The following is a 16,741-nucleotide window of genomic DNA, read 5'->3' as shown; positions in this document are numbered from 1 at the left end:
CCATGCCACGCCGGATGTGCTCCGGCACCTTTACCGAATTTAAGAAAGCAAGGAATCGACTATGACCAAGCGTGTAACGATCGACCCGGTGACCCGTATCGAAGGCCATCTGCGGGTGGATGTGGAAGTGAATGGGGGCAAGGTTTCCAAGGCCTGGGCCTCGGGCCAGATGTGGCGTGGGGTGGAAAATATCCTCATCGGTCGGGACCCCCGGGACGCCTGGGCCATCACCCAGCGTATCTGCGGCGTATGCACCACGGTGCATGCCCTGTGTTCCGTGCGGGCCGTGGAAAACGCCCTGCAACTGGAAATCCCGGTGAACGCCCAGTACATCCGCAACATGATTCTGGCGGCCCACTCCATCCATGACCACGTGGTTCACTTCTACCACCTCTCCGCCCTGGACTGGGTGGATGTGGTCTCCGCCCTCCAGGCCGATCCGGGCAAGGCGGCGGTGTTGGCGGAAGGGCTGTCTTCCTGGAACCGGAATTCCAAGGCCGAATTCACCAAGGTGAAGGAAAAGCTGGCGGGCTTTGTGAAGGGCGGCCAACTGGGCATTTTTACCAACGGCTACTGGGGCCATCCGGCCATGACCCTGTCTCCGGAAGAAAACCTGATTGCCGTAACCCACTATCTCCAAGCCCTGGAATACCAGCGTTTTGCCTCCAAGATCGTGGCCGTGCTGGGTTCCAAGTCCCCCCACATCCAGAACGTGGCGGTGGGCGGGGTGGCCAATCCCCTGAATCTGGACTCCCAGTCCGTGCTCACCCTGGAACGGCTCCTGGCGGTGAAGGAATGGATCGCCAAGCTGGACGACTTCATCAAGAACGTCTACATGCCCGACGTGGCCCTGATCGGCGCCCATTACGCCGAATGGACCAAGTATGGCCGGGGCGTGGTGGATTACCTGTCCGTGCCCGAACTGGCCCTGGACGGTAAGGGCACCAAATTTGCCACTCCCGGGGGCTATATCCAGCACGCGGATATCGCCACCTTCAAGCCCATCAGCCAGTACGGGGACAAGTACTTCCAGGACGGGGTGGCGGAAGGGGTCAAGCACGCCTGGTACACCTACAAGGACGGGGACGATCAGGTGCTCCATCCCTACAAGGGGGAAACCACGCCCCATTACACGGACTTCCAGGACGAAGGCAAATACTCCTGGCTCAAGTCCCCCACCTTCTACGGCAAGCCCGCCCAGGTGGGGCCCCTGGCCCGGCTCATGGCCATGGTGGCCACCAAGCACGAAACCGGCATGAAGTACGCCACCCAAACCCTGGACACCGTGTCTTCCCTGGCCAAGACCAAGGTGGGCCTGGAAGCCATGCACTCCACCATCGGTCGCCATGCGGCCCGGGCGATCATGGCGGCGGTGGATGTGGACAACCTGGCCCAGCAATGGGAACTGCTGGTCACCAACATCGGCAAGGGGGATGTGAAAACCTTCAACAAGCCCGTGTTCCCCAAGGACGAAGTGGCCGGGGTGGGCTTCCTGGAAGCGCCCCGGGGCGTGCTCTCCCACTGGATCGTCATCGACGACGGCAAAATCAAGAACTACCAGGCGGTGGTGCCCACCACCTGGAATGCGGCGCCCCGCAACGTCAAGGGGGAAATCGGTGCCTACGAGGCCTGTCTCCTGGGCAACCCGGTGGCGGACCCGGAACGTCCCCTGGAAGTGCTGCGCACGGTCCACTCCTTCGATCCCTGCCTGGCTTGCGCCGTCCATGTGATGGACAAGGAACAGGGTTCTGCCGTTTCCGTAAAGGCGGTCTAACATGACCAGCGCGGTACTGGGGGTGGGCAACGTCCTCCTGAGCGACGAAGGCATCGGCGTCCGGGTGGTGGATACCCTGGGCCGGGATTACACCTGGCCCCAGGGCCTGGAACTCCTGGACGGGGGCACCACGGGCATGGAATTGCTGGAGCCCCTGGAAGGCTTGGACTGCCTGATCATCGCCGATGCGGTGCGGGTGGGCCAGGAACCGGGCAGCGTGGCGGTGCTACGGGGGGATCAGGTGCCTGCCTTTTTCCGTACCAAGCTGTCCCCCCACCAGATCGGACTCTCCGACGTCCTCGCCACCCTGGCCCTGACCGGCCAGTATCCGGGCCAGGTGGTGGTGGTGGGCCTCCAACCCGTGTCCCTGGCCACGGGCATGGAATTGACCCCCGCCGCCCAGGCCGCCTTGCCCCTCATGGTCCGTACCGTGGTGGAAGAACTGGCGGCTCACGGCATCACTCCCCTGAGCGGACCGGCTCCCGGAGCCGTGAACGGCGCCTGCCACCTGGAAGGAGCCGTCTGATGTGCCTCTCCATACCCATGCAGGTGGTGGAAGTGGAAGGGGACGGGGAATTCGCCTGGGTGGAACGGGGCGCCGGGGACCAGTTGCGCCGGGAACGGCTGAACATGATGCTGGTGGGACCCCAACCCCTGGGTACCTGGGTTCTGGCCTCCCTGGGCCTGGCCAAGGAGGTGTTGGATGAGGAAAGTTTGAAACTCATCGAAGACGCCCTGCAAGCCCTGGCCGATTCCCTCACCGGGGATTACCGGCCCGCCGACCACTTCGCCGACCTGGCCTGATCATGCATCCTGTGCGCCGCCCCGCCTGGACCCCACCGCCGCCCCTGCCGGGGGTGGCCTGGGGAGAAGACCCGGGCGCCCGGCTGGTGGCCTATTACCAGGAGGTGGCGGCCAACATGGCCGATCTGCCTTTTTATAATCCCCGACTCACCGTGGCGGCCCTGCCGTTTTGCCGGGTGGAAGGGGATTGGCTGGGGGTGGTGTGGACCCCCTGGTTTCTCAACGCCTTCCTTCTGCCCGGGGGCGGCACCCTATGGCAGGACCTGTCCCAGGGGGAACGGCGCCGGGTGGCTCTGCCCGTGGGGGAAATGGATTTCCTCGGGGATCAGGCCCCGGCCCTGGGGCCTTTCCAATATTGTCCCCTGGTGGCTCCGGTGGAAGACCTGACGGGTCAGGAAGAAGCGGCGGCGGTGGCCCGGCAGGCCCTGGATACCCTGTTGCTGCCCGTGGCGGCGGAAGGGGAGGCGGCGGAAATGGCTCTCCCCGGGGAAGGCCCGGCCCGAGGCCCTGTAGAAGCCCCCAATACGCCCCTTTTAGCCTCTCTTGACGGTCCAGAGGCTCCCCTGTCCCCGGCTGCTGGGGAACAGGCACCCTCCCGGACGGATAAGGAACCGGCCCGGCGGGGTTTCCTGAAGACCTTTCTCGGTCAGGGACATTAGATTTTTCCAGGTTTTCCGGGCCCTCCGCCCGGGATCGGGCTGGGCGTGGGGAAGGGTTTGCTCTATCATTCCCGGGTTATAGGGATAGGTAGCTATGAACAAGGCCTTCACCAAAGAAAACGACGACGCGGAAGACGAGGAACAACTCCCTGCGGCTTTCCATCTGCCCCCCGGGACCAAGAACTACATTACCCCCACGGGCCACGCCAAGCTCAAGGATGAGCTGGAATTCCTCATTAAGGTGGATCGTCCCAAGGTGGTGGAGACCGTGGCCTGGGCCGCGTCCAATGGGGACCGCTCGGAAAACGGGGATTACATCTACGGCAAAAAGCGCCTGCGGGAAATCGACCGGCGCATCCGCTTCCTTAATAAGCGCCTGGATATTGCCCAGGTGGTGGACCCGGAATTGCAGCAGAACCAGACCCAGGTCTTTTTTGGCGCCACCGTGACCATCTGCGACGAGGCGGGGGAAAGCCAAACCTTTGCCATCGTCGGGGTGGATGAGGCGGATGTGACCCGTAACCGTATTAGCTGGATTTCCCCCCTGGCCCGGGCCCTGCTCAAGGCTCGGGAAGGGGATTTGGTGCGCTTTGCCAGCCCGGTGGGAGTGCGGGAAATCGAGGTGGTGGAAGTGGCCTATCTGGCCCTGGAAGCCTAGGGTATGCACTACGACCAGCCCTTAAGCCGCATTCTCCATCACGACCTGCTGGAGTGCCCGCCCCAGACCCCGGTGGCGGAGGCGGCGGCCCGTATGCACGTGGCCCGCTGTGGTTCCATCCTGGTGGTGGATAAGCGGGAAGTCCAGGGCATCTGGACCGATCGGGATGCCCTGAAACTGGACATCGCCGATCCGGAAAGCCTGAAACAGCCCATCGCCCGGGTCATGTCCACCCCGGTGAAGACCATCCTGGACGTGCAGACCGTGGCGGAGGCGGCCATCCGCTTCAAGCAGGAAGGCATTCGCCATCTGCTGGTGGTGGACGGCCACGGCCGCCGTCTGGGCATCGTCACCCAGACCGACATCGTCAATCACCAGGGGGTGGAATTTTACGTACGCATGCGGGAAGTGAATTCCGTGGTCAAGGATTCTCCTCCCCTGGTGCCTTCGGACATGCCCATGGTCCAGGTTCTGGCAGCCATGAAGGAGCGCAAGAGCGATGCGGTGATCGTTCAGGATGGGGGACGCTGGGGCCTGCTCACCGGCCGGGACGTGCTGCGCCTGATTTGCGAAGGGCTACCCCACCGCACGGCGGGGGACATGGCTTCCTTCCCCCTCATGACCGTGCCTCGCCGCTCCACCCTCTACCACGCCCGCAAGCTCTTTGATGAGCACCGCATCCGCCACCTGGGGGTGGTGGATACCCAGGGCCAGGTGGTGGGGCTCCTGTCTTACGCGGACATTCTGGAAAGCGTGGAGCAAGAATACGTGGCCGAACTCCAGGCCGCCCTTCAGGAACAGAGCCTGCGCCTGGAACGGTCCTACCACGCCCTGCTGCTGGCGTCCAAGGTGGCGGAGACCAGCCACCAGGCCATCATGATCGTGGATGAAGAGAACGTCATCCAGTCCGTGAATCCGGCCTTTACCGCCATTACGGGCTATCTGGCCGACGAGGCGGTGGGCAAAAAGACCCGCCTGCTCAAATCCGGGCTCCACGACGACGCCTTTTATCAGGCCATGTACGCCTCCCTGAAACAGCACGGTCTGTGGAACGGGGAGGTGTGGAACCGGCGCAAGAACGGGGAAATTTTCCCGGAGAGCCTCACCATTACGGAGGTGCGGGGCAGTAACGGCAAGCTCCTGAGCTATGTCTGCGTGTTCACCGACGTCACCGAGCAGAAGCGGGTGCGGGAGGATCTCCAGCAGAGCAAGGAAAAGCTGGCCCAGCAATCCAGTCTCACGGAAATGATCCTGGACACCCTACCCGCCATGGTATTCGTTAAGGACGAGGTGGGCCGCTATCTGATGATGAATCAGGCGGCGGCGGATTTCGTTGGCCGCAACCGGGGCGAGGTGGCGGGCTTGAGCGACTTCGACCTGTTTCCGGCGGAAATGGCGGCCCGGGTGCATCAGGGGGATCTGAATGCCCTGGCGTCCCCCCAGGTGCAGGAAGAAGAGGTGCTGCATCGCACCGTGGGAGGGCCCCGCTACCTGCTGACCCACAAGCGTTCCGTGCAGATCGGCGACAGCCGCTATCTCATCAGTTCCTCCTCCGATATTACGGAGCGGCGCCAGACGGTGAATCTGCTGGCGGCGGAAAAGCATGTGCTGGAACTCATTGCCGGGGATGCTTCCCTGGCCGTGGTGCTGGATGCGGTGTGCCGCAGTATCGAATCCCTCATCGCCGACAGCCGGGTGGTGCTCCTCTTTTATGACGGCCTGAATGAGACCATGACCCTGGGGGCGGCCCCCACCCTGGGCCGGGGCTGCTGCCGCATCACGGAGCAATGTCCGGCGGCGGGCCAGGGCTGCGTCTGCGCCCAGGCTGCCCACAGCGGTCGCCTGGTGGAGGCGATGAATTTGCAGGAAGACCCCTCCTGGGGCACCAGCCAGGCCTTTGCCCGGGCCAAGGGCTTCAACAGCGCCTGGTCCAATCCCATCCTGGCGGCCAACCGGGAGGTGCTGGGTACCGTGACCCTATTTTTCCGGGGCCAACGGCGCTTAAGCGGCGGGGAAGAAGAGGTGATCTCCCACCTCAGTCACCTGGCCAGCATTGCGGTGGAGCGGGACCGGGCCATCGGTTCCCTGCAACGCCTGGCCACCGTGGATACCCTCACCGGCCTGGCCAATCGGGCCCACTTCCTGGAGCAGGGGGAGGCGGAGCTGAACCGGGCTTTCCGCCTGGAACGGCCGGTGGCGGTGCTCATGCTGGATATCGACTATTTCAAGCGCATCAACGACACCTGGGGCCACGCCGCCGGAGATCTGGCCCTCAAGGCCATTTCCAGTCTCATCGCCCAGGAACTGCGGGCCGTAGATTTGTGCGGCCGCATGGGCGGGGAGGAATTCGCCGTGCTGCTGCCCGGCAGCGACGCCCAGGGCGGCCTGGAGGCAGCGGATCGACTGCGCCGGGCGGTGGCCAAGGCCCAGGTAAAAATCGGCCCGGGCCAGACCATTCCCCTCACCGTGAGTATCGGGGTGGCGGAATTGCAGCCCGGGGACCGGAATATCGACCGGCTCCTGGGCCGGGCGGACCGGGCCCTGTATGAGGCCAAGGGGGCCGGGCGCAACCGGGTCTGTGTGGATACGGGCCCGGCTTCCGGGCTGGAGAGTCACCAGGATTAAATCAGCTCTTGAAATAACGCCCGGCGCCCCCATGTGGAGGCCCATACGTTCATCGCATGGAGACCCACATGGGCGCAAACAACAAGGAAACCCTCGGCTTTCAAACGGAAGTGAAGCAGCTCCTGCAGCTGATGATTCACTCCCTGTACAGCAACAAGGAAATCTTCCTCCGGGAACTGATCTCCAATGCTTCTGACGCCTGCGACAAGCTGCGTTTTGAAGCTCTGAACAACGCCGCCCTCTACGGGGACGACGGGGAACTGAAAATCCGGGTGTCCTTCGACAAGGACGCCAAGACCATCACCATTTCCGACAACGGTATCGGTCTCACCCGGGACGACGCCATCGCCCACCTGGGCACCATCGCCAAATCCGGCACCAAGGAATTTTTCCAGGCCCTCACCGGTGACGCCCAGAAGGACGCCCATCTGATCGGTCAGTTCGGCGTGGGCTTCTATTCCTCCTTCATCATTGCCGACAAGGTCACGGTGGTTTCCCGCCGGGCCGGGGTGGCCCAGGATCAGGCCGTGCAGTGGGAATCGGAAGGGGCCGGGGACTTTTCCGTGGCCATGGTGGAAAAAGAAGGCCGGGGCACGGATGTGACCCTGCATCTGAAGGACGGGGAAGAGGAATTCCTCTCCGCCTGGCGCCTCAAATCCATCATCCGCAAATACTCGGATCACATCACCCTGCCCATCGTGATGAAGCAGGAAAAATGGGACGAGGAAAAGAAGGAGCAGGTGCTCACCGACGAAGATGAAACGGTGAATCAGGCCAGCGCCCTGTGGACCCGGGCCAAGAACGACATTACCCCGGAACAGTACCGGGAGTTCTACAAGCACGTGGCCCACGATTTCGAGGACCCCCTGGCCTGGACCCACGCCAAGGTGGAAGGCAAACAGGAATACACGGAACTCCTCTACCTGCCGAGCAAGGCCCCCTTCGACATGTGGGACCGGAACACCCGTCACGGGGTCAAGCTCTATGTGAAGCGGGTCTTCATCATGGACGACGCGGATCAGCTCATGCCCCAGTACCTGCGCTTTGTGCGCGGGGTGGTGGATGCGGCGGACCTGCCCCTCAATGTTTCCCGGGAAATCCTGCAACAGAGCAAGGATGTGGAACACATCCGGGGCGGCTGCGTGAAAAAGGTCTTGAGCCTGCTGGAAGAAATGGCCAACAGCGACGACCAGGCAGAAAAGGACAAATACGCCACCTTCTGGAAAGAATTCGGCGCCGTGCTGAAAGAAGGGGTGGGGGAAGACTTCGCCAACAAGGAACGGGTGGCCAAGCTCCTGCGCTTCGCTTCCACCCACAACGACACCCCGGATCAGACCGTGTCTCTGGCGGACTACGTGGGGCGCATGAAGGAAGGCCAGGACAAGATTTACTTCGTCACGGCGGAAACCTTCCTGGCCGCCAAGAACAGCCCCCATCTGGAAATTTTCCGCAAAAAGGGCATCGAAGTGCTGCTCCTTTCCGAGCGGGTGGATGAATGGGTGGTGGGCCACCTCACCGAATTCGACGGCAAACCCCTCCAGTCCGTGGCCAAGGGTGGCCTGGACCTGGGCAAGCTGGCGGATGAAACGGAAAAGCAGGAACAGGAAAAGGAGGCCGGGGAATACAAGGACCTGGTGGAAAAGGTGAAAAAGTCTCTGGACGCCCGGGTGAAGGACGTGCGCATCACCCACCGGCTCACCGAGTCCCCCTCCTGCCTGGTGTCCGACGACCAGGATTTGTCCGGCAATCTGGCCCGGATGCTGAAGGCCGCCGGCCAGGCTGTGCCGGAAGTGAAGCCCATCCTGGAAATCAATCCCCACCATCCGGCGGTGCAGCGTTTGAAGTACGAGGAAAGTCGCTTCGACGACTGGGCCAATCTGCTCTTTGAACAGGCCCAACTGGCGGAAGGCGGTCAGCTGGAAGATCCGGCGGGCTTCGTCAAACGGATTAATGACCTGATGCTGGCCCTGTCTTTGGGGGGCAAATAAGCCTCCGCCCCGGTGGTTCGGGGCCTGGCAGTCCAAAGCCGGAAATCGGAAGGTTTCCGGCTTTTTTATGGGCTAACGGAATACCCGCTGCCAGGTGATGATCAGGGCCAGGCCCAGGCCGGCGACGAAAAAGAGCTGATAAAAATCCAGGCAGGAGAGCAGCTGGCTCTGGCGCACCAGGGTTTGCTGCCACAGGCCCACCGCCTGTTCCAGGGAAAGCTGGGGCAACAGTTCCCGGGTGCGGCGTATCAGGTCCAGAAAAGTGTTGTCCAGCAGGGAAAAGCGCTCCCGCAGCCGGTTGTAGTGGAGGCTGTTGCGGGACTGGAGAAAAACATTGGCGGCGGAGACGGAAAAGGAGAGGGCCGTCTGGCGCAGCACGTTTTTGGTGATGTAGGCGTGGGCAAAGACCTCCGGACGGATTTCCTGAAAGGTGCCGATGGCCACGGCGGCAATGAAAATGGAGAGAAAGCCGCCGTTAATCACCAGTAGGGCGGCGATCTGGCCCGGGGTGGCCGTGTCGTCCAGGTGGGCCATGAGATAGCCGTAGGCGGCCAGGAGCAAGGTGGCGAAGGCCATGGCGTGCTTGAGCCCGGGGCGCCAGGGGGAGAGGAGGGTTTTGGCGTAAAGGGTGGCGAAGACCATGCCGGAGAAAAAGCTGACGGACAGCAGCAGCCCGGCGGTGGGCAGGTCAAAGCCCATGGCCTGGAGCAGCTGGGGCAGGATGTAATTGTTGCCCGCCACCAGCACATAGAGCAGCAGATAGGCGCTGAGGCCGAACAGATAACGCTTCTGCACCAAGTGATCCCAGTAGGGCGTGTCGCTGGCGCTGCGCCGGTAGCGGAAGAGGAAAACCAGGCCGCTTACCAGCCACAGGCCCCCCAGGCCCAGGAGCAGGTTCGGGCGGCTGAAAAAGTCGTAGGGGGTCTGCTGAAAAAGAAACTGGAGGGCAAAGGCGCTTACCAGCAGCCAGACCATGGCCCCCGGGTGGTATTCGATGGGAGGATTGACCGGGGGAATTTCCTGGAGCCGGGGAACGCAGACGGCGGCCAGGGCGACAAAGGGCAACACGCTCCAGAACGCCCAGCGCCAGCTGTAGCGCTGCAACATGTAGCTGCCCAGGAGGGGCCCCAGGGCCGAGCCGATCATCATGGTGTAGCCGAAAACCAGCAGGGCCAGGAGCCGGTCCTTGCCCTCAAAACGGTTGAGCTGGAGCCGGGCGGCGGTGAAAAAGGTGGCACCCCCCACCCCCTGAATGGCCCGGGCCAGGATGAACAGGGGCGGGCGTTCCGCCAGGGCGCAGAGGGCGGTGCCCAGGGTGTAGAGGACCAGGGAAATGGCGACAAAGCGCCGCACCCCCAGCCGGTCACTGAGCCAGCGGTGCTTAAAAATGGCCACCACGGCGCAGGCCCCGTAGGCCATAGCCCCGTAGCTGTATTCCTCCGGCGTGGCGCCCAGGCCGCCCATCACATAGGTGGCGGCGAAATTGAGCTGACTGTTCTGAAAAAACTCCAGCACCGTAATGCTCATGATGCTGAAGAGGAAAAGCCCGGGAGCGGCGGGGCGGGCGGAAAGGACCATGGGAAACGGCAGCCAAAACCTGGATTTTATTTTTCCCTGGTCTAACAATAAAATTGATAAATCGATAGGGAGTTATTACTTTGGATAATATTAATGCCCTGGGCCTGCGCCGCCTGGATCTGAACAGCCTGGTGGTCCTCCACAGCCTGTTGCAGACCGCCAGCGTCAGCCTGACCGCCCGCCAGCTGTGTCTCGGCCAACCGGCGGTAAGCCATGTGCTGAAACACCTGCGGGAATTGCTGGGGGACCCCCTGCTGTACCGCTATGGCCGGGGCATGCGCCTCTCCCCCTACGGGGAATCCCTCAAACAGCCCCTGGCGGAATGGCTCATGCAAGCCCAGGAATGGCTGGTGGCCCGGGCCCCCGTGGCGGTGGCGGAGGTGCGCCGCTGCTGGCGGGTGGCCATGCCGGACCTGCTGGAATCCTGGCTCCTGCCCGATCTGGTGAGCACCTTGCAGGCCCGGGCTCCGGGTATTTCCCTGGCGGTCATTGCCATGCCTGCCAGCGCCGTGGAAGACGCCCTGGAATCGGGCACCATCGATGCCGCTGTGGGCTACTTCCCCAGCCTGACCCGGCCCCTTTCCCGGGCCCCCCTGCTGACCACGGATTTCCTCGCCTTCTTTGACCGTCGCCCCTGGACGGAGGCCCCCCAGGCCACCTGGGAAGCCCTGGCCACCTACGCCCACGTGCATACCTCCTATCTGGGCAACAGCGCCGGGGTCATGGACCGGTTCTGGGAAAAAAAGGGCTTGGCCCGGAACATCCTGGTGTCCACCGCCAACCTGCTCACCATCCCCGCCCTGCTGGCCAAACTCCAGGCCGTGGCCCTCCTGCCCCGCTGCATCGTCTCCGAATGGGCCGCCGCCCCTCTCCCCAACCTGATCAGCCTGGCCCTGCCACCAGACTGCCCCCGTTTCACCATCGAACTCCTCTGGCACCCCCGCCTAGACTCGGACCCGGTACAAACCTTTATCCGGCAGGCGGTGCTGGAGGTGGCGGAAAAGGGGGAAAGGCACTGAGCCTGGGTGGCGCCCTGGGGAGGGGCCGAGGGCAGGGTTTGCCGGATTTCGATAACGCCGTTTCCTGGGGCCTCCCATACTGGCCTCACCCTGAGTTTTTAAGGAGCCGCACGAAAGTGCGAGACGGCCATGATCAATATCGAAACGCCCACTTACTACACCGCGACCAAAAAATATGAACTGAACTTCCCCAGTCTGGAAGAGGACCTGGATGCCGATATTGTGGTGATCGGCGGTGGTTTCAGCGGGGTCAATACCTCCCTGGAACTGGCGGAGAAGGGCTTCAAAAACATTGTCCTGCTGGAGGCCCGTTACCTGGGCTTTGGCGGCACCGGGCGTAACGGTGGCCAGATCATGGCGGGTATCGGCCATGACCTGGACAAGATTCGCAAGGATGTGGGGGAGGAGGGCATAAAGGCCATCTTTGAAATCAGCGATATGGGGGCGGATATCATCCAGGCCCGTATCGACAAATACGATATCAAGGCCGACTTTTGCCATGGCTACGGCTATATGGGTTACAACCATCGCCAAGCCAAGACCCTGCGTCAGTGGGAAAAAGAATTCAAATCCCTCAATTCCAAGCACGAAATCCGCTATTTGGAAGGGGGGGAAGTCCGGCAGATCATTGGCTCGGATGCCTACTCCAGTGCCTTGCTCCACATGGGGGGCGGCCATGTTCACTCCCTCAACCTGCTTCTGGGGGAAGCCCAGGCTTTGCATGGGCATGGGGTGCGGATTTTTGAATATTCCCCGGCGGTGGAGGTGACCTATGGACCGCGCATCAAGGTGCGGACCGCCAAGGGCAGCGTCACTGCGAACAAATTGCTGTGGGCCTGTGACAGCTTCCTCAATAAGCTGGAACCGGAACTCCATCGCAGCACCATCAATACCTACGCATTTCAGTGCATGACCGAGCCCCTTCCGGATGCATTGATCGAACGCATCAGCCCGATCCGCGGGGCTTACAGCGATATCCGCCCGGTCATCGACTACTACCGGGTTACCCGGGAGAACCGTCTTTTGTTCGGCGCGGCCACCCCCCTGGTGGACCATATTCCGAAAGACCTGAAGGCCTGGAATCGGGCCCTGATGCTCAAGGTTTTCCCCTACCTTCAGGACGTGAAGATTGATTTGGCCTGGGGTGGTCCCATGGCCTGCGGCGCCAATCTGTTTCCCCAGATCGGCTCCCTGCCAGGTCAGGACAATGTGTTCTACGTGCAGGGCTATTCCGGCTTTGGCGTTACCCCCAGCCACATTATTTGCAAGGTTCTGGCGGAAGGCATGGCGGAAGGCTCGGAGCGTTATGACCTGATTAGTTCCGTGAACCGTTCCACCATTTACGGCAAAGATGATTTCCGTCCTCTGATCTGTACCGCTGGCAAGGTCTGGCATCAGATTTCCGGCTACTGGACCGGGCGTCGCTGATTTTTACCAAGGAGAGAAAATATGACCCTTATGACCATTCGTCGGGATGTGACCCTGGCGGAAATGCAGGAAATTGGTTCGGTGGAAGTGCTGGGTGCCGAAATCATTCACGGTCCGGTGACCGCTTACGGGCTGGGCACCTTGGGCCAACCGGTGGACCCGGTGAGCGCCGGATATTTTGGGGTGAATCGGGGCGCTTTCAAAATGACCTACCCCTTCAATGAGCAAGCTACCGTTGTGGCCGGGCAGGTCAAGGTGACCGAGGTCGCCACCGGTGTGTCTGCCGTCTATGGTCCGGGGGACAGCTGGGTGGTGAGCAAGGGGACGACGGTGATTTGGGATGTGGAAAGCGACTATTGCATTAAGCATTATTTCGCCGCCGTTTAAAACGGAGCGACTGAAGTAAAGAAAGAGAGGGGTTTTAAACCCCTCTCTTTCTTTTTCAGAGATTGGGAAAAATGAATGGCAGCGTTATCCATTCTGGTGCTTTATTTAAATGAATTGCCCTGTTTTAGGGCGGCGAACTTTTTTGGTGCGCTGCCATGGCTTCTCTTGGTGTGTCATTTTATTTGGCCTGAATTTTGCGTTATTAAATAAAAATCTTTGGCCAGGATAAATTTCCATGTCTGCCTTACTTCATGAATCCTTAGGGGCGACCGGCGGCAATTATGCGGTGCGCCTTTCCTCCCGTATCCAGGAAGCCTCGGACCATATGCGTTTGCTGCAAAACTGGCATCTGCGCTATGAACAGCTATCCAGCGGCAAGTTTGAGGGAGCGCTGCGGGAGGCCTGGATCAACGGCATTCATCTTTATCAGGAATCCCTCTCCCAGAAGGTGTTCCAGACCGGCATGGCCTGCGACGGGCACATCTGCCTGGGGGTATTTACCGCCCTTTCCGGGGAGGCCCGATGGTTTGGCGAAAGCCTGACCACGGATGACGTGATGTATCTGGGCAGCCAGGACGAGCTATTGCTCACCACACCCCATCGCAGCTCCCTGCTGGTCTTGAGTTTGCCGGAACGGCTGTTTGACTGCGGGGACCTGGAACGGTCTTTAAATCGGACTTACGTGCGTAACTCGGCTCTCGCCAATTCCCTGCGGCGAGACATTCTGGGGGCTCTGAATCATCTCGTGTCCCGTCCCTTGAGCTATAGCAGTCAGCGCTCCCGGGAATTGTTTGCTCTGAATATCAAAAATCTGGTTTCCGATTTCATCTGTCAGAGCGCCCAAGGGGGGCCCCAGCTGGCTGCTGGCCGGGCCAAAGATGTGGTGGAGAAAGCCCGCAGCTTTGTGGATGAGCGGCGGGGGGAAGCGGTGGCGATCGACGAAATCTGCCAGCGCACCTATACCTCCCGTCGGACCTTACAAAACTGTTTTGAAAAAATTACCGGGGAAAGTCCGGCCAGTTTTCTCAAGGCCCAGCGCCTCAATGGGATACGTCGGGAATTACTCGCCCCCTTGAACGCTAAAAGTATTGGAGATGTGGCAGCGGAATGGGGATTTTGGCACCTTTCCCAATTTTCCAGTGACTACAAGCGCCTGTTTGGTGAATCTCCCTCTGCTACGCTGCATTTTGCCCGCCGTTATTGGAATGGCTGAAATATTGAGACGAAGCGCTGGGCTCCTCCTCAGAAAAGAAAATGGCATTATCTTATTGTCATCATGACGGCCGTTTATTGGAAATAGCGTAATTAGGATTGCCGGATTTTGATAACCCGGAAAACCCCCTTTTGCAAAAATGACCGCAACAGATTTTTAAAACGGCATTTTTCCAATCCAAGCAAACGGGGTTAAACATGAAAGCAAAATATCTGAGTTTGGTGCTGGCGGGTTTGGTCTGGGCCAACGCCCATGGTGAGGAGGTGCAGGAGGCCCCCAAGGAACTCTCTGCTACGGTCACCTTCGCTTCCGATTACATTTTCCGGGGCATGACCCAAACCTGGGGCAAACCAGCCCTCCAGGCCAGTCTGGATTACGTGGGGGCGAACGGCGTCTATGCCAGTGTCTGGACGTCCAACGTGGATTCCAACGTAATGGCCGGAGCCAATCAGGAAATCGACCTGTCGGCGGGCTACAACGGGGTGATTAACCCGGACTGGGGCTATACCTTCGGGGTGATGCGGGTGTTTTACCCGGATGGGGATTACAGCAAGATCAAGTACGCCCCTTTCCCTCACCAGGAATACAACTTCACCGAGGCAAATGGGGGTATTTCCTACAAGTGGTTGAGCCTGAAGTTCTATTACACCCTGACCGACCTTATGGGCTTCAACAAAAATACCGGTTACACCGGTTCCACCCGGGGCTCGGTCTATACCGATCTGTCCGCCAACATTCCCCTGGCACCTTCCTGGACCCTCAACCTCCACGCCGGTCATGAAAATCTGGCCGCCGACCTGGTGACGCCTACGGTGAACGGCAGTCGCCACACGGATTTCAGTGATTACCGCCTGGCCTTAAACAAGAATCTGGGGCAGGGCTGGAACGCCAACCTGGCCTATACCTGGAACAGCAACCGGGGTCTGCTGGATAACACCCCCTCCAATAACGATGCCAATGCCACTCGAAATGTGGGCAAAAAGCTCTTTTCTTTTGCGCTCAGCAAAACCTTCTGAGTCGGCTTTGGCGACGGATTAGGAGAATCATGATGGAAAACAAATCCTTGAGAAAAGACAGCCTGGGACTTTGGGCGGTGATCTTTTTTGTGGTGGCGGCCGCTTCCCCACTGACCGGTATCGTCGGGGCGCTGCCCATCGCCTTCATGGCGGGCAACGGGGCGGGGGTGCCCGGGGTCTATGTGATTGCGGGCCTGATCTTGCTGGTGTTTACCTTCGGCTTTGTGGCTATGAGCCGCCATGTGGTCAATGCGGGCGCCTTTTATTCCTACATTTCCGTGGGGCTGGGGCGCAAGCTGGGCATTGCCGGCCTGAGTCTGGCCCTGTTGGCCTACACCGCCATCCAGCTCTCTGTCGTGGCCATGTTCGGCTTTTTCGCCGCCCAGTTCTGTGCCGACCACCTGGGCCTGACCGGCCCCTGGTGGGCCTTCAGTGCCGTTATGCTGGTGGTGGTGCTGGGCTTGGGGATGGGCAAGGTGGAATTGGGAGGGCGCATTCTCGGCTCCCTCATGCTCTTGGAAATCGGCATTGCCCTGCTTACCGTGCTGGGGGTGTTGCTGACCAAAGGGGTGGCTTCCCTGGACTTCAACTCCTTTACGCCCAAGCTGGCTTTGAGCGGTTCCATGGGCATTGCCATGATTTTCGCCATTTCTTCCTTTGTTGGCTTTGAAGCCACGGCCATCTATTCCGAAGAATGCAAGGAACCGGAAAAGGTCATTCCCCGAGCCACCATTTTGGCGGTGATCCTCATCAGCCTGTTTTTTGCCACCACCAGTTGGGGTTTTGTGGAAATGTACGGCCAGGATCATGTGGCCCAGGTGGCGGCCAAAGACCCGGGGCGTTTCGTCTTTAATGTGGCCAATTCGGTGCTGGGGGGCTGGGCCGTGCAGTTGATGTCCCTGCTGCTGGTGACCAGCCTCTTTGCGGCCACCCAGGCCTTCCATAACACCATGTCCCGCTACCTGTTTTCCATTGCCCGGGACGGTTTTCTCTGGAAAAAAATGGCCCGGGTCCATCCCCGCTTCCATACCCCCTACGTGGCCAGCATAGTTCAGACGGGCATGATGCTGGTGCTCCTGGCCGGGGTTAGCCTGGCGGCCCTGGATCCCCTGGAAGGGGTCTTTGCCTGGTGTTCCGCCATCGGCACCATGTCTATCCTGAGCCTGCAAGGCTTGGTATCCGTGGCCGTACTTTGCTTCTTCCTGCGCAATCCCCATCTTTCCGGTTCCCGCTGGAGTACCCGGGGTGCTCCGGTCCTGGCGGCCCTGGGCATGTTCGGTGCCCTTTACATGGTGGCGGCTCACCTGGATGTGTTAAGTGGCTCCAATTCCCGGACCATTTTCCTGCTGCCCTATCTGGTGGGGGGCGTGGCCCTGGTGGGCTATGGTCTGGCCCAGTATCTGAGCTGGTTTCAACCTCAGAAATACGCCCAGTTGGGGAAAATCGTGGATAGCCTGGGTTAGGCGTGGGATTTGCCGAGGGAGTGCTTTAAGGGCGGCGTGATTCCCCGGGGTAGCCGGGGATAGGCAGCGGAAAAGCGGTTCCTCCGGGGAAGCGATAAAAAAAGGCCGGACGCCCTAGGGGCGTCCGGC

Annotated in this window: 14 protein-coding genes; 13 read left to right on the top strand and 1 reads right to left on the bottom strand. The window is 60.7% G+C overall.

Features of this window, described 5'->3' with window-relative positions; genetic code table 11:
• Positions 1-61: 61 nt before the first annotated feature.
• The 7 genes from Azoinq_RS01495 (at position 62) to htpG (ending at position 8,508) form a co-directional block, all read left to right on the top strand.
• A complete protein-coding gene (locus tag Azoinq_RS01495; protein ID WP_216127500.1) occupies positions 62-1,774 on the top strand; it encodes a nickel-dependent hydrogenase large subunit in 1,713 nt (570 codons plus the stop codon).
• A 1-nt stretch (position 1,775) separates the two neighbouring features.
• A complete protein-coding gene (locus Azoinq_RS01490) occupies positions 1,776-2,300 on the top strand; it encodes a HyaD/HybD family hydrogenase maturation endopeptidase (RefSeq protein WP_216127501.1) in 525 nt (174 codons plus the stop codon).
• A complete protein-coding gene (locus tag Azoinq_RS01485; RefSeq protein ID WP_216127504.1) occupies positions 2,300-2,578 on the top strand; it encodes a HypC/HybG/HupF family hydrogenase formation chaperone in 279 nt (92 codons plus the stop codon). The genes Azoinq_RS01490 and Azoinq_RS01485 overlap by 1 nt, the downstream gene beginning before the upstream one ends.
• A 2-nt stretch (positions 2,579-2,580) precedes the next feature.
• Positions 2,581-3,237 carry a [NiFe]-hydrogenase assembly chaperone HybE gene (hybE, locus tag Azoinq_RS01480; RefSeq protein ID WP_216127511.1) on the top strand — a complete coding sequence of 219 codons (657 nt, stop codon included), beginning with the start codon at positions 2,581-2,583 and terminating at the stop codon, positions 3,235-3,237.
• 94 nt (positions 3,238-3,331) lie between these two features.
• A complete protein-coding gene (gene greB / locus Azoinq_RS01475; RefSeq protein WP_216127514.1) occupies positions 3,332-3,895 on the top strand; it encodes a transcription elongation factor GreB in 564 nt (187 codons plus the stop codon).
• A gap of 3 nt (positions 3,896-3,898) precedes the next feature.
• Positions 3,899-6,520: a diguanylate cyclase gene (locus tag Azoinq_RS01470; protein ID WP_216127530.1), complete on the top strand. Its 2,622-nt coding sequence runs from the start codon at positions 3,899-3,901 to the stop codon at positions 6,518-6,520.
• Between the two features lie 68 nt (positions 6,521-6,588).
• The gene (gene htpG / locus Azoinq_RS01465) at positions 6,589-8,508 is read left to right on the top strand and encodes a molecular chaperone HtpG (RefSeq protein WP_216127532.1); all 1,920 of its coding nucleotides are present in this window, start codon (positions 6,589-6,591) and stop codon (positions 8,506-8,508) included.
• A gap of 72 nt (positions 8,509-8,580) precedes the next feature.
• Here htpG and Azoinq_RS01460 read toward each other — a convergent pair whose 3' ends face one another.
• Entirely contained in the window at positions 8,581-10,086 is a 1,506-nt protein-coding gene (locus Azoinq_RS01460; protein ID WP_216127534.1) for an MFS transporter, read from the bottom strand.
• Between the two features lie 80 nt (positions 10,087-10,166).
• On the opposite strand from Azoinq_RS01460, the gene Azoinq_RS01455 reads away from it, so the two are divergent.
• The 6 genes from Azoinq_RS01455 (at position 10,167) to Azoinq_RS01430 (ending at position 16,612) form a co-directional block, all read left to right on the top strand.
• Positions 10,167-11,105 carry a LysR family transcriptional regulator gene (locus Azoinq_RS01455; protein WP_216127537.1) on the top strand — a complete coding sequence of 313 codons (939 nt, stop codon included), beginning with the start codon at positions 10,167-10,169 and terminating at the stop codon, positions 11,103-11,105.
• Between the two features lie 129 nt (positions 11,106-11,234).
• A complete protein-coding gene (locus tag Azoinq_RS01450; protein ID WP_216127539.1) occupies positions 11,235-12,533 on the top strand; it encodes an NAD(P)/FAD-dependent oxidoreductase in 1,299 nt (432 codons plus the stop codon).
• Between the two features lie 21 nt (positions 12,534-12,554).
• Positions 12,555-12,920: a cupin domain-containing protein gene (locus tag Azoinq_RS01445; RefSeq protein WP_216127542.1), complete on the top strand. Its 366-nt coding sequence runs from the start codon at positions 12,555-12,557 to the stop codon at positions 12,918-12,920.
• Between the two features lie 235 nt (positions 12,921-13,155).
• The gene (locus Azoinq_RS01440; protein WP_216127545.1) at positions 13,156-14,133 is read left to right on the top strand and encodes a helix-turn-helix domain-containing protein; all 978 of its coding nucleotides are present in this window, start codon (positions 13,156-13,158) and stop codon (positions 14,131-14,133) included.
• 197 nt (positions 14,134-14,330) lie between these two features.
• Positions 14,331-15,149 (top strand): TorF family putative porin, encoded by an 819-nt coding sequence (locus Azoinq_RS01435; RefSeq protein WP_216127548.1) that lies wholly within the window; start codon positions 14,331-14,333, stop codon positions 15,147-15,149.
• Between the two features lie 29 nt (positions 15,150-15,178).
• Entirely contained in the window at positions 15,179-16,612 is a 1,434-nt protein-coding gene (locus Azoinq_RS01430) for an APC family permease (protein ID WP_216127551.1), read from the top strand.
• The last annotated feature ends 129 nt before the right edge of the window (positions 16,613-16,741 follow it).

Source organism: Azospira inquinata, assembly GCF_018905915.1.
GTDB lineage: Bacteria > Pseudomonadota > Gammaproteobacteria > Burkholderiales > Rhodocyclaceae > Azospira > Azospira inquinata.
The sequence above is the reverse complement of the archived record's forward strand: the minus strand, read 5'-3'. Positions and strand labels throughout refer to the sequence as shown.

What these genes read in the sequence shown, in the direction of transcription:
- Azoinq_RS01495 (WP_216127500.1), top strand. Translation starts at nt 62, where the DNA reads ATGACCAAGCGTGTAACGATCGACCCGGTGACCCGTATCGAAGGCCAT.
- Azoinq_RS01490 (WP_216127501.1), top strand. Translation starts at nt 1,776, where the DNA reads ATGACCAGCGCGGTACTGGGGGTGGGCAACGTCCTCCTGAGCGACGAA.
- Azoinq_RS01485 (WP_216127504.1), top strand. Translation starts at nt 2,300, where the DNA reads ATGTGCCTCTCCATACCCATGCAGGTGGTGGAAGTGGAAGGGGACGGG.
- hybE (WP_216127511.1), top strand. Translation starts at nt 2,581, where the DNA reads ATGCATCCTGTGCGCCGCCCCGCCTGGACCCCACCGCCGCCCCTGCCG.
- greB (WP_216127514.1), top strand. Translation starts at nt 3,332, where the DNA reads ATGAACAAGGCCTTCACCAAAGAAAACGACGACGCGGAAGACGAGGAA.
- Azoinq_RS01470 (WP_216127530.1), top strand. Translation starts at nt 3,899, where the DNA reads ATGCACTACGACCAGCCCTTAAGCCGCATTCTCCATCACGACCTGCTG.
- htpG (WP_216127532.1), top strand. Translation starts at nt 6,589, where the DNA reads ATGGGCGCAAACAACAAGGAAACCCTCGGCTTTCAAACGGAAGTGAAG.
- Azoinq_RS01460 (WP_216127534.1), bottom strand. Translation starts at nt 10,086, where the DNA reads ATGGTCCTTTCCGCCCGCCCCGCCGCTCCCGGGCTTTTCCTCTTCAGC.
- Azoinq_RS01450 (WP_216127539.1), top strand. Translation starts at nt 11,235, where the DNA reads ATGATCAATATCGAAACGCCCACTTACTACACCGCGACCAAAAAATAT.
- Azoinq_RS01445 (WP_216127542.1), top strand. Translation starts at nt 12,555, where the DNA reads ATGACCCTTATGACCATTCGTCGGGATGTGACCCTGGCGGAAATGCAG.
- Azoinq_RS01440 (WP_216127545.1), top strand. Translation starts at nt 13,156, where the DNA reads ATGTCTGCCTTACTTCATGAATCCTTAGGGGCGACCGGCGGCAATTAT.
- Azoinq_RS01435 (WP_216127548.1), top strand. Translation starts at nt 14,331, where the DNA reads ATGAAAGCAAAATATCTGAGTTTGGTGCTGGCGGGTTTGGTCTGGGCC.
- Azoinq_RS01430 (WP_216127551.1), top strand. Translation starts at nt 15,179, where the DNA reads ATGATGGAAAACAAATCCTTGAGAAAAGACAGCCTGGGACTTTGGGCG.